This is a genomic window from Plesiomonas sp. ZOR0011, from assembly GCF_000800945.1.
Taxonomy (GTDB): Bacteria; Pseudomonadota; Gammaproteobacteria; order Enterobacterales; family CAMTGL01; genus Plesiomonas; species Plesiomonas shigelloides.
Window position 1 is genome coordinate 63,995 of record NZ_JRKB01000019.1, and the last position, 12,492, is coordinate 76,486.

13 protein-coding genes are annotated in these 12,492 nt (G+C 57.3%); 1 reads left to right on the forward strand and 12 read right to left on the reverse strand.

What is annotated here, in order from left to right; translation table 11 throughout:
- Positions 1–3: 3 nt before the first annotated feature.
- Positions 4–816 carry a 3'(2'),5'-bisphosphate nucleotidase CysQ gene (gene cysQ / locus L975_RS03150; protein ID WP_039045975.1) on the reverse strand — a complete coding sequence of 271 codons (813 nt, stop codon included), beginning with the start codon at positions 814–816 and terminating at the stop codon, positions 4–6.
- A 26-nt stretch (positions 817–842) separates the two neighbouring features.
- Positions 843–1,424 (reverse strand): ADP compounds hydrolase NudE, encoded by a 582-nt coding sequence (gene nudE, locus L975_RS03155; RefSeq protein ID WP_039045974.1) that lies wholly within the window; start codon positions 1,422–1,424, stop codon positions 843–845.
- Positions 1,425–1,544: 120 nt separating this feature from the next.
- Between nudE and yrfG the strand changes: the two genes are divergently transcribed.
- A complete protein-coding gene (yrfG, locus tag L975_RS03160) occupies positions 1,545–2,225 on the forward strand; it encodes a GMP/IMP nucleotidase (RefSeq protein WP_047707130.1) in 681 nt (226 codons plus the stop codon).
- Positions 2,226–2,273: 48 nt separating this feature from the next.
- On the opposite strand, the gene gspM is transcribed toward yrfG, so the two are convergent.
- The 10 genes from gspM to gspD are packed head-to-tail and all read right to left on the reverse strand — an operon-like array spanning position 2,274 to position 12,470.
- A complete protein-coding gene (gene gspM / locus L975_RS03165) occupies positions 2,274–2,783 on the reverse strand; it encodes a type II secretion system protein GspM (protein ID WP_047707132.1) in 510 nt (169 codons plus the stop codon).
- A gap of 49 nt (positions 2,784–2,832) precedes the next feature.
- Complete coding sequence (gspL, locus tag L975_RS03170; protein WP_047707134.1) at positions 2,833–4,365, reverse strand: type II secretion system protein GspL; 1,533 nt, start codon at positions 4,363–4,365, stop codon at positions 2,833–2,835.
- Positions 4,362–5,390 carry a type II secretion system minor pseudopilin GspK gene (gene gspK, locus L975_RS03175; RefSeq protein ID WP_052181240.1) on the reverse strand — a complete coding sequence of 343 codons (1,029 nt, stop codon included), beginning with the start codon at positions 5,388–5,390 and terminating at the stop codon, positions 4,362–4,364. The genes gspL and gspK overlap by 4 nt, the downstream gene beginning before the upstream one ends.
- Positions 5,387–6,109, reverse strand: coding sequence for a type II secretion system minor pseudopilin GspJ (gene gspJ, locus L975_RS03180; protein WP_052181241.1), 723 nt, complete (start codon positions 6,107–6,109; stop codon positions 5,387–5,389). Before gspJ ends, gspK begins: the two co-directional genes overlap by 4 nt.
- On the reverse strand, positions 6,106–6,546 hold the full coding sequence (gene gspI / locus L975_RS03185) for a type II secretion system minor pseudopilin GspI (RefSeq protein ID WP_052181242.1): 441 nt from the start codon (positions 6,544–6,546) through the stop codon (positions 6,106–6,108). The genes gspJ and gspI overlap by 4 nt, the downstream gene beginning before the upstream one ends.
- Positions 6,543–7,115, reverse strand: coding sequence for a type II secretion system minor pseudopilin GspH (gene gspH, locus L975_RS03190; protein ID WP_052181243.1), 573 nt, complete (start codon positions 7,113–7,115; stop codon positions 6,543–6,545). Before gspH ends, gspI begins: the two co-directional genes overlap by 4 nt.
- Complete coding sequence (gene gspG, locus L975_RS03195; RefSeq protein ID WP_010862794.1) at positions 7,116–7,574, reverse strand: type II secretion system major pseudopilin GspG; 459 nt, start codon at positions 7,572–7,574, stop codon at positions 7,116–7,118.
- Positions 7,575–7,624: 50 nt separating this feature from the next.
- Positions 7,625–8,848 carry a type II secretion system inner membrane protein GspF gene (gene gspF / locus L975_RS03200; RefSeq protein ID WP_047707136.1) on the reverse strand — a complete coding sequence of 408 codons (1,224 nt, stop codon included), beginning with the start codon at positions 8,846–8,848 and terminating at the stop codon, positions 7,625–7,627.
- On the reverse strand, positions 8,845–10,380 hold the full coding sequence (gene gspE / locus L975_RS03205; RefSeq protein WP_081995588.1) for a type II secretion system ATPase GspE: 1,536 nt from the start codon (positions 10,378–10,380) through the stop codon (positions 8,845–8,847). The genes gspF and gspE overlap by 4 nt, the downstream gene beginning before the upstream one ends.
- A 35-nt stretch (positions 10,381–10,415) precedes the next feature.
- Positions 10,416–12,470 (reverse strand): type II secretion system secretin GspD, encoded by a 2,055-nt coding sequence (gene gspD, locus L975_RS03210; protein WP_047707138.1) that lies wholly within the window; start codon positions 12,468–12,470, stop codon positions 10,416–10,418.
- Positions 12,471–12,492 lie beyond the last annotated feature (22 nt).

Consider the following 12,492-nt stretch of genomic DNA (forward strand, 5'->3'; position numbering starts at 1 on the left):
TTATCAGCAATTGGTAAGAATGGTTTTCCACGGCAATGCGGGATTACCAAAACTGATGAAATCGGGGTTTTCCAGCGTGTCACGCCGATTATAAGTCAGCGCCTCAAGATGCAAATCGCGCAGGTCACCGCCCGCTTCATGCAAAATGCACTGCGCTGCCGCGGTATCCCACTCGCCAGTCGGGCCTAAACGCAAATAACAGTCCACCAGCCCTTCCGCCACCATACAGCTTTTCAGCGAGCTCGAACCGTACGGAACAAATTGATAATTCCACTGTGGATTTAACTGCTGCTGCAACCGTGGTAACGATTGTCGGCGGCTCACCGCGACGCGCAAACTGTGGCTATCCGGTGCGGTGGCGCGGATCTGCAGCCGAGTCTCTTGGCCGTGCTGATCGCGTTTATACGCTCCCTGACCTTGTACCGCGTAATACCACATTTGGGTCATCGGCGCATAAATCACCCCCATCACCGGTTGATGGTTGTCCATCAAGGCAATCATGGTGGAGAACTCACCGCTTCCGTAGATGAACTCTTGGGTGCCATCTAATGGGTCAATCAGCCAGTAACGCGGCCAGGCAGCGCGCTCGGCCAGCGCAATCTGGCAATCTTCTTCGGAGAGCACTGGGATCTCCGGTGTCAGGGCTTGCAAGCGTTCACACAGCAACCGATGGGCTGCCAAATCGGCGTTAGTCACTGGGGTGTGATCAGCTTTGAGCTGCGGATTGATGTTGCCCTGTTGGTAGATAGCGGCAATATGTCGCCCCGCTTCTTCGGCTATCGCCAATAGCGGCGATAACAGCGCCTGTGGAGTCATGCTGGGATCCTCACGCGTTAAAGTGTTTACGGCTGGCCGTCAGACTGCGCTTCGGCGCGCAACCAGTCACGCACCATAAACAGCGCGGTCATCGCCCGGGCCTCATTAAATTCAGGATGAGCCAATAAGCGGTCAATCTCGCTCAGCGGCCAGTAAATCAGATCCAAGGGCTCCGGCTCATCGCCTTCTAAGCGCTGTGGATAAAGATCGCGCGCCAGCACCAAGGTCATGTGGCTGGAAAAATAAGCCGGTGCCATACGCACCGATTTTAAGACCGTCAGCTCACGCGCACCAAAACCGGCCTCTTCCATCAGCTCACGGTTAGCGGCATCCAGCACGCTTTCACCGGGGTCGACCAAACCTTTGGGGAAGCCCAACTCATAGCCTTCCACACCCACCGCGTATTCGCTGATCAGCAGCAATTGATCGCCAACCACCGGGACAATCATCACCGACTCGCGCTGATTCGGGCGCATCCGCTCGTATACTCGCTCAACGCCATTGGTAAAACGCAAGGCGACCGATTCCACATGGAACAAGCGCGAGCGCGCTACCGACTCCACCGCCAAAATTGCCGGTTTTTGTTTGCGTTCATCCTGAATGCACATGTACTTTATACCGCCTGATTGGTTATGCGTGGCCATGTCGCTGTGATGTTAACCTGCTGCTGCGATTATTGTGTCGCATGCAGGGCAACCACGGCAAGCCGTGATTACAAGGAAATTCTGATGTCTCCTGCTCTTCCCTGGTCCCAAATTGAAACGGTACTGCTGGATATGGACGGTACGTTGCTAGACCTGAAATTCGACAGCGAATTTTGGCTGCAACAAGTGCCGCAAGCACTGGCTGCTGCGCGCGCAATTCCGTTGGAGCAAGCCCGTGCGCTGATCCGCGCCGAATACCATGCGGTGCGCCATACCATGAACTGGTACTGCTTTGATTATTGGAGTGACCGGCTGCAGCTGGATATTTACGCCATGACCACCGCACACGGGCCAACCGCGCGCCTGCGTGAAGATACACTGCCATTTTTACAGGCGCTGCGCCAAAGTGGTCGCCGTACTATTTTGCTGACTAACGCGCATCCCTACAGTTTGGCGGTTAAAGTCGAGCATACGGCGCTGGATGAATACCTCGATGGCATGATCTCAACCCACCACTATGGGGTACCGAAAGAAGATCAGCGCTTATGGCAGCAGGTACAACAAGACGTGCAATTTGATCCGGCACAAACCTTGTTTGTTGATGATGCGGAAGTGATATTGGATGCCGCGCGCCAATTTGGCATTGGCTATTGCTTGGGAGTGGAAAATCCAGACTCAGCAGCAGATGTCATCCGCTTTGCCCGTCATCCGGGGATCCGCGATTACCGCACGTTGCTACCGGGCATTTTGGGGCAAAACGCTTAACCGGCGAGCCAAGTGCTTGATCATCGCGCTGCGTAATCAACACGGCGGTTACGGCAAGGCCAGCTGTAACCGGTCGACCCGCACCACGCCGCCTTGTCCCGCCAACGACAAATCCAGCGCCGCCACCTCAATGCCGTATTGCAAGCGTAAGCGCAGCAGCCAGCTCAATAGTTGGTTAAACGGCAAGTCGGCTAACCACAGTTGCACTTGGCGATCTTGCGCCTGCATGCGCGTCACGCTAATCGAATAGCTGGCGGCGCTGCGGCTGACCTGCTCGGTCAAACTGCCGCCTGCAACCGGCGTTTGTGGCGCAGCCTGCTGCTGTTGCCACTGCCGGATCGCCGCTTCGGAGACCTGCAATTGCCGTAACAGCTGCTGATGCTGCTGCAAACGGGTCTCTTGCCGGCTAATCGCCTGCTGCAACGGCTGCCAAATCCCCCAGTACAATCCGCCAACCAGCAGCGACACCGCCGCCAACATCAGCAAACGTTGCTCACGGGCAGAATATTGCTGCCAGCGCTGCTGAGCTTGTGACCACCGGCTACGCCATCCCTTCATATGCTCCCGCTCTCCTGCTGTTTATGCCACGCGATACGCTGCGCCAAAGCTATTGTGCCGTTGAGATTCGCGGCTCAGCCCGCGTTTGCCGCTCCACGGCCGCCGATTGATTTTGTACCGCGCGATCGCGCAGCACTAAACGGCCGGCCACTCCCGCACCATCACGACTCAGCGCGCCTTGCTCCACCTGAAAATAGCGCCCCAAGACGCTGCGCAGCTGCTCCAACTCCGCAAACCCGGCCGCTTGCACCTGCAAACGCAAACTTTGCTGATCGCGTTGATATTGCAAACTTTTCACCTGTAACGGCTGGCGACTCAGCGCCGGGTCTTGCAGTGCCAACGCCACTTTGCGCAAATAGGGCACCAGCCCTTGCAACGGCGGCTGACCGCGCATCTGGCGTAGCACGGCATTGAGCTGAGCGCGCATATTGACCCGCCGCGTTTGCTGCGGGAATAACGTGCGGTATGCCTGCTCGGCTTGCGTGGCGGCCTGATCGGCGGCTTGGGTTAGCTGCCACCAGCGCACGCCTTGCTCACCGACTAGCAAGAGCGCCAACACCACCACTGCCGCCGCGATACTGCGCCATTGCCGCCACTGGCGCGCCTGCGCGCTGCGCGGAGCAAACTCACCGCCCAATATTCCATGACGCTGCAGCTGATGTAATGCGCTCGCCCCTCGTAACAGCAATGCGCCTTCATCGTTATTTACTTGCTTTGGCAATGGCCCACGCAACCCTAATGCCGATAGCTGCTCAGCGCTCGCCGCTAAGCCATACCAGACAACCTGCGGCGCCACATCGGGTTTTGTCTCGGGCGCTTTAGCTCGCGCGATAACATGTTCTGGCAGCTGCGCAGAGGCGGCCTCTACATCCTCCACATCCTTGGCCACGTCTAAAACAGTAGAGGCTGATGAAGATGACGTAGACAGCGCGCTAAGCGCGGTTAAAAAAGGCGCTGCCAGCAGGGGTTCAGCACTGCATCCTTGCCAATCGTGGGGATGCTGCGGATCATAACGGCGCGCCAATAACCCATGGGAACTACTCAAAACCGTAAGAGTCACGGGAGTAGAGGCATGTTGGAGCGTTGCGCTGCTTGATGCCGACGTTGCAGCCAACGTTACTGCCAAATTGGGCTCGGACAAGGAAGACGGGCTCGGCAACGCCAGCCAATCAGGCCACAGCGCTTGCAGATTAAAGCCATTCGTTATCGCGGCCTCATACCACTGACGCAGCACGTTGCGTTCAATAACCGCCACATGCCCACTGTCGTGCTGACGCGGCAATAAAGAAAAATGCAGCGTCTCAATATCCTGCGCCAACTCATCTTCTAGCAACGCCGGTAACAAACGCGCTAATTGCCGACCACGCGCGGGCGGCAAACGACAAGCGCAGACACTAAACCACTGCCCCGGCAGCAATAGCCACAGCGGCAAGGCCAGCAAACTCGGCTGCGCCTCCGCTAACGCGGCAAAAGACACACTTTCGCCACGCGCGCGGATCTCGCCCACGGCCGGTTGTACTTGCCACCAACACAAGCGTGGCGATGCGCCGGGGATCACGCGCAGCAGCAATACCTCACTCATTGCATCTCTCCGAACTGATGGCGTTGAACATAAAATTGTCCGGACGCCGGATCTTGCTGCAGCAGGCTACGAACCCGCAGCGCGATCCGCCCCACGGTGACTTGCCCGTCTAACAGAAAATAACGACTGGTCAGCGCGAGCTGTGGCGCCAATTTACCCCGCGCCGTATCATCCAGCGCCGCCAACTCCGGCTCAGCCCAAAAAGAGGCAGCATCACGCCAGCCATCCACCGGTCGACGGGCCAGCAGCGCTTGCGCCTGCTCGGCACTCAGATACGGTGTCAGTAACGCCTGCAGCAGCGGCGCTTGCTCGGGCATGACGGTATTCACATTCAGTTGCCAGCGCGTTTGTGGCAATGCGCAGATCCACGGCTGCAAACGCTGGTACAACGACGCATCGACGCCTTGCACCGTGCGCAGTTCACTGTCATCCGCCAGTAGGCTATTGGGGGTCAGTGACGGGATCGCGCGTGCTAAATATTCACTGTCTTCGGCGCCATAACGGCTAGTCAGCTGACTGTCGCTATCCACATATTCCCAGAGGCTGTCGACCACCTGTTCAGCCTGATAACCATCAATCGGCTGCTCAGCGGTATTAAGGGCGCTTAGGAGGGCTAACAATTGCTGAGCAATACGAGGACGTTCCTGAGTGCTACTTTGCGCTTTGATACCGGCCAGCGCATTGAGATTAAAACAGGCCTGCTGATCGCGAATGGCGATGCGGATCTCGCCGCCGCTAACCGGATACACCCGCTCACCCACCGCCCAACTTTGGCTCAAATTAGCCCGAGGATCATCGGCCAGTGCCGCTTGCAACTCCGCGCTGGCCTGCTCTTCGGCGCTCAAGGCGTACCAGTAGGCTTGGGTAGCCTGTTGCCGACTGTCGCTATAGCGGATCTGCTGCTGCAAGCGCAAGGTGAAGCCGGTGGCTAACACGCTCAGCACCGCCAGCATCAGCAACACTAAAATCAGCGCCATGCCGGTAGTCGGCGAGCCTCGGCGCAAGAGCGGCGTTGTCACACTCATCCACTGCCCCCACTCTCGCTACCGCCATTGGTGTCGCCCTCTGGCGCACCATTATCACTCGGCAGAATAGGTGCCGCGGGCAATAGCCACACGCGCTCCAACTCTCCCCAGCCGCGAACCGTTAAACGCAGGCGCACCGCATTGGGCAGCGCATCCGGATTTTGCCACTGCCGCTGCCATTGGCCGTCGTGATAGACCATCAGCTGCAGTCCTTCGACCTCACTGAGCAAAGTGCGGATCTGTGGCTCGCTGTCTGCGGGCATGTCGGCAAAGGGCCAGCTTAAACGTTGCAATTGCCCGTCCAGCAAGCGATAAGCCACGCGCTGAAGATGTCCACGTGGCAGTTGCATCTGCGGGTTGGCAACGCCTGTGCGGATCAGCAACCAGCCATCGCCTTGCGATTGTAAAAGCCCGTCGCCGACGCTCAGTAACGGCGTACGACTTAGCCCATCACTGCGCTGACGGCGCGCCACCGCTTGAGTAAAGTCGTTATGCAGCAATTGCATCGCGCGCTGCATGCTGTTCATCCGCTCGGTCAGCGCTGCGCTCGTCTGATCGGCGCGGCGGACCCCATCAACCACCTGATAAATCCCTAAACTCAGTAACGCAAACACCGCGATGGCGACCAGCAACTCCAGCAAAGTAAAACCCAGCTGACTGGCTCGGCGTAGAGGTGGCCGCCCGCGGCTGGAGCGAGCATACTGCTGGCTGGCCGTCATAGCGCTGACTCCGTGCGCGGACGGGCAAAATAGCGGCGTAACACCGCCTCGGCACTGCCTTGAGGCTGACGACTCACCTGAATCTCAATCGCCGTCAGTGACGAGCCACTGGTCGGCACCGACTTACTGCGCCAATACCAAGTGCGATTCGCCATTTGCGTTTCGCCGCGCTGACTACGCTGACGCTCGGCGGGCGGGAGTAATGACAAGAGTGCCAACTGGTTTTCCGCGACCCAACCGGCCAGCATTTTGTCTTGCAAGATAGCCAGATTGCGTAAACTGCTGCTGCCCGCTTGCATCACCGCCAACGCTGCGCCAGCAAATACGGCCAGCGCCACCAGCACTTCCAGTAAAGTAAACCCATGCGAGGGTTTGGATTGAGCTGGATGATTGTGCCTAGCATGAGAGATACCCGAATGACTCTTCGCTTGCATCATGCCCCCTCATGGCCCGCTTGCAGCCGCCACTGGCCGCTGTCATCGCGCTCCAGCAACCAACGCGCAGTACGCGACGCGCCTTGCAACACCAGCTGTAACGGCACCACATCGGCGCTACTGTCGAGCCACACTTGTGGCTGCAAGGCTTTATCGGCGTCCTCTTGCAACACCTGCATCTGATGCAAACTGAGGCGGTTTTGGTACAGCGCCATCTCTTGTTGCTGCATCTGCTGCCAACGATCGCTCCCCAACTGCCACTGCAGTTGCACCCCAGCAGGCAGGGCTTGTCGACCAGCTAATGCCGCCGGCTCCCTGAGTGGTTGCCAGCGGTCGGCCTGTCGGCGTAAAAACTGATAACCATCGGGAGCAAGGTATAAGCCATATAACTGGCCACTCATTAGTGCGTCATCTTGCACCTGCTGGATTTGGCGCAATAGCTGCTCGGCGGCCTCTTTCTCCGGCTGTGCCGATACTGATGGCGGTAAGGTCATCAACACGCCTCCGGCGGTCAAGCCGAGTAAAAACACCACCAGCATCAGCTCCAGCAGGGTAAAACCGCGCGCCGGCATTTACTTTTGATACTCACCCAGATTCCAGTTACCGATATCGGCAGCGGTTCCTTCACCGCCTTCCTGACCATCGGCGCCTAACGAGTAAATATCAATTTCGCCTTGCTCGCCGGGGCTCAAATACTGGTACTCATTGCCCCACGGATCTTGTGGCAAGCGTTTGATATAACCGCCATTGCGATAATTGCGTGGCTCTGGAGTTCCGGCTGGTTTACTGACCAACGCCTGCAGCCCTTGCTCGGTGCTCGGGTACACGCTGTTATCTAGCTTGTACATATCCAGACTGTTTTCCAGCGCCACCAAATCAGTGACCACTTTTTGTTGGTCGGCTTTTTCTTTATTGCCGAGTAAATTGGGCACCACTAAGCTGGCCAAGATCCCTAAGATCACGATCACCACCATCACTTCCAGCAAGGTAAAACCACGTGCTAGCGACTGACCACCGCGTACTCGTTGCATGCTTGACACTCCTTGTTCATCACTCGACTCGCCACTGACAGCCACGCTCTTTACAGCCCGACCATGTTGTTGAGCTGCAGCATCGGCTGCAAAATTGCCACCACAATAAACAGCACCACCCCCGCCATACTGACAATCAGCAGCGGCTCAAAAATACCGAGCGCCAACGTGACCAGCGCTTCGAATTCCCGATCCTGATTATCTGCCGCACGCAGCAGCATCGGCTCTAGCTCACCACTGCGCTCCCCTGAGGCAATCATGTGCAACATCATGGGGGGAAACAGGCCACTACTGCCGAGGGCCGCACGTAGACTGCTGCCCTCCCGCACCCGTTCTGCGGCGGTTAAAATCTGGCTGCGAACATAGCGATTAGACGCCACACTGGCAGCAATCTGCATTCCTTCCAGCAGCGGCACACTGCTGGACGACAAAATACTCAAGGTGCGGGCAAAACGGGCGGTATTCAGGCCGCGACTGACTTTGCCCAGCAGCGGTAAACGCAGCCAAAACCTATCCCATCGCAAACGCAGCGCCGGTTGGCGTAACAACCGCTGCACCAGCACGCCCAGCACTAACAGCGCCCCGACCAGCCACAGCCCGTAATCGCGTACCCCGTCACTCAGGGCAATCAACAGTTGGGTACTGTGTGGCAAGGCTTGCCCGAGATGATCAAACTGCGCCACCACTTTAGGCACCACCGAGGCCAACAAAATGGCAATCACGCCAATGGCCACCACCGTCAACACCAGTGGGTAGATCATCGCCTGCAGCAATTTGCCTTTCATGTACTGGCGCTGCTCGGTGTAATCGGCCAGCCGACTCAACACCGCATCCAAGTGACCAGCTTTTTCACCGGCCGCCACCATGGCGCAAAACAGCTCATCAAAGACAAGTGGATAGGCGCGCAAACTATCAGCTAAGGTATGCCCTTCCAGCACTTGGGTGCGCACCGCCAACATCAGGCTTTTTAGGCGGTTTTTCTCACACTGCTCGGCTACGGCGCGCAAACACTCTTCCAGTGGCATCGCCGCTTGCACCAAGGTGGCCAATTGACGTGTCAGCAGTGCCAACTCAGATGCGCTGATCCCACGCTGCCAACGCAGGGTATGTGCGCTAGCCGGATTGTCGGCAGCAGAGCGCGTTTCATGTACGCTTTCGGCCAGCAAGCCTTGCTCGCGCAGCAGTTGCCGGGCTTGGCGCGCCGAGTCGGCCTCAATCAATCCTTTGTGGCGTTTACCCTGTAAGTTCACCGCTTGATATTGAAAGACGCTCATCCGCCCTCCCGCGTCACCCGCAGCACTTCGTCCAGGGTGGTGATCCCCGCCAGCACTTTTTGCAAGCCATCATCACGGATCCCGTGGCTGAAACGGCGCACATATTTTTCCAGCTCTTGCTCTCCGCAATCGCGGTGGATCATGTCGCGCACCGTTTCATCGGCTTCCAGCAATTCGTGAATACCGGTCCGTCCGCGAAAGCCTTTGTGATTACACTGCTCGCAGCCCACCGCTTGGTATAACACCAGCTCAGCCGGCATTTGTTCGCCGAGTAAAGGGGCAAACAACGCACGCTCCGTGGCAGTGGCCATATGCGGTGCGCGGCACGCCGGACACAAGGTGCGCACTAAGCGCTGCGCCAATACGCCGAGCAAACTGGAGGCAATCAAAAAAGGTTCGATGCCCATATCGCGCAGACGAGTCACCGCACCGACGGCGGTATTGGTGTGCAATGTCGAGAGCACCAAGTGACCGGTCAGCGAGGCCTGCACCGCAATCTGCGCGGTTTCCAGATCGCGAATTTCGCCCACCATCACCACATCCGGGTCTTGGCGCAAAATGGCGCGCAGGCCACGGGCAAAGGTCATCTCAACTTTCGGATTCACTTGGGTCTGACCGATCCCCTCGATGGCATATTCAATCGGGTCTTCCACGGTCAGGATATTGCGCTCTTCGCAGTTGAGCTCCTGCAAACCGGCGTACAGCGTGGTGCTCTTACCTGAGCCGGTCGGACCGGTGACCAGCAAGATGCCGTGGGGACGGAAAATCAGGCGGCGAAAGCGCGTTTGAATTGCGCTATCCATCCCCAAACTGCTTAAGGTCAGCCGCGCTTGGTTTTTATCCAGCAAACGCAGCACCACCCGCTCACCATGATTCGACGGCATGGTCGACACCCGCACATCCACCGCTCGCCCGCCAAGCAATAGGGCAATGCGGCCATCTTGCGGCACCCGCTTTTCGGCAATATCCAGCTTGGCCATCACTTTAATCCGCGATACCAGTAAAGCGGCCAGTTTGCGACTCGGGCGCAGCACTTCACGCAGCACGCCATCAATCCGAAAACGGATCAGCAAAGCTTTCTCGAAGGTTTCGATATGGATATCCGATGCCCCTTCTTTGATGGCTTCCCCGAGCATGGCGTTGATGAGCTTGATGATGGGCGCATCATCTTCGCTGGCCAGCAAATCTTCGGTCTGCGGCAACTCTTCGGCCAAGGTATAAAAATCCCCCTCAGCGCTGATATCCTCCATCAGCTGGCGCGCTTCACTGGAATCACGTTGATAGGCGCTAGTGAGTAAGGCTTCAAACTGTGAAGCGGCCACCTTTTCCGTCAAAAAGGGCTCACCCAGCACGCGGCGTAACTCTTGTAGCACCGCTAAGGTCAGTGGCTGGCTGTGACAGACCCACAGTGCGCCCTCGCGCTGTTCGGCCAGCACTTGGAAGCGACGGGCAAAGGCAAACGGCAGCCGGCGTGCTCCGCTGCCGAGCGGCTCAGCGAGTGCTGATGCCGCATCGCTCTTCGCTTCACCGATACCCGTTAGGGCTCGACGCGCACTGTCTGGCTGACTCACAACGGGATCCCCCGCGCCAGTAAGAAGGCGCGCACTTCAGGCGGAAACTGTGGATCTTTACCGTACTCCGGCAGCACCGGTAACGGAGTTTGCGGCATCAGGCTCATCCCCTGATCGGCGCGGTACAATTGCTCGGCGCGAATGTAGTTATATTTGCGCTGCGAAACCCCATCGGCGGCCATTCCATCACGTAAAATGGTTGGCCGGATAAAAATCATTAGGTTGCGTTTTTCTTTCTTGTTGGCGGTGGATTTAAACAGGTGCCCCAGCACTGGAATATCGCCCAGCAATGGCACTTTGGCGATACTCTCTCCGCCTTGATCGTCAATCAGGCCACCAAGCACAATCAGATCGCCATCATCGGCCAGCACCGTGGTTTTCAATTTGCGCTCGGCAAACACCACATCCAAATTGGTCTGCCCTTCAACTTTCGATACCTCCTGCTCAATGGTCAGCTGCACCGCATTACCTTCGTTAATTTGCGGTGTGACTTTTAGCATGGTGCCGACTTTTTTACGCTCCACGGTATTAAAGGGATTGGTGTTATTGGAGCCGGTGGTGGAGCCGGTCAGCACCGGCACATCTTGCCCAACCATGAACGAGGCTTCTTGGTTATCCAGCGTGGTAATGCTTGGCGTGGACAGCACATTGGAGTTGGAGTCCGTTTTGACCGCCTGCACCAAGGCCGCCCAGTCACCTTTGACGATCCCAATTGCTGCGCCACTGTAGCTGGCCAGCAGGTCAGTTAAGGCGCTGATATCGCCTTTTTTATCTGGGTTTACGGTGGTGGAGCCGTTATCGCTCACCACAGTGGAGCCTTTTTCTGGCTTAGCTTGATACAACGCACCGGCTAACGGCCCGATAGGGATCTGGTTGCCGTTGGCAAATTGCACTAAACCGGCATCTTTGGAGCCCCACTGCACGCCGAAATTGATGTTGTTCCCTTCCGCCACTTCGACAATCAGCGCCTCGACATGCACCTGCGCACGGCGCACATCCAGCTGAGCAATCACGCTTTGCAGCGACTGCATGATATCTGGCGGCGCGGTCACCACCAGCGCATTGGTATTTTTATTGGCGGCAATCGATACCAGCGTATTACCACGGGCAGCAGCGGCCTGCCCTTGCTGGGCTTCTTTGGCTGATTTGAGGTTGCCACTGACCTGATTGAGCACTTCCACCAGATCGTCGGCTTTGCTGTATTTGAGGTAAAACACTCGGCTGTTGCCGGTGTTTTGGATTTCCGAATCCAACTGGTTAATCAGGCGGCGCAAGTTCGCTCGCACCGCAGGATCGCCGCTGATCACTACACTGTTGGTGCGCTCATCGGCCACCACTTGTGATTTGAGGGTGCTGGGCTGGTTTTGATCGTTGATTTTGTTGAGGCTGTCGATAACGCGCACCATCTCGGGTGCCGAAGCGTTTTGTAGCGTCACCACTTCATTGCTTTTATTGCCGGTCAGATCCACCCGATGGATCACGTCGGCCAGCCGATTCACTACCGAGGCTCGGCCCGTTAGCATGATCACATTAGACGGATCATAGTTGACCACGTTGCCGGAGCCGGCGTTATCAATCAATTGGCGTAGCAAGGGGGCCAACTCGCGCACCGACACATTACGCACCGGCACCACCCGCGTGATCATCTCATCGCCAGCAAAGCGGTTACTGTTGTCGGTCACCACCGGCAAGGGTTCGGTTTTGGCGTCACGGGATTTGACCACCTTGATCACCCCGTTATCCATCGCCACCGCTGAAAACCCGTTGGCCTGCAGCACATTGAGAAACAGCTGATAGTACTGCCGTTCGTTCAACAGCTCCGTGCTGCGCACGTTGACCTGCCCTTGCACACTGGGGTCGGTGATCACGGTTTTATTCAGGTTACGCGCCACGGTATCGATAAAGGTGGCCAAGTCGGTATTTTTGAAGTTGGCGGAAAACTCGTTGTCACCCTCAATGGCGCTGGCGGGTAACCACCACAATGCCGCCAGCAACACCAGTGCTGGGCGCATGACTGCCGACCATCGGCTTCCCACAACCTTGTGTTTCATGCCTCATCCTTGTCTGCCTGCC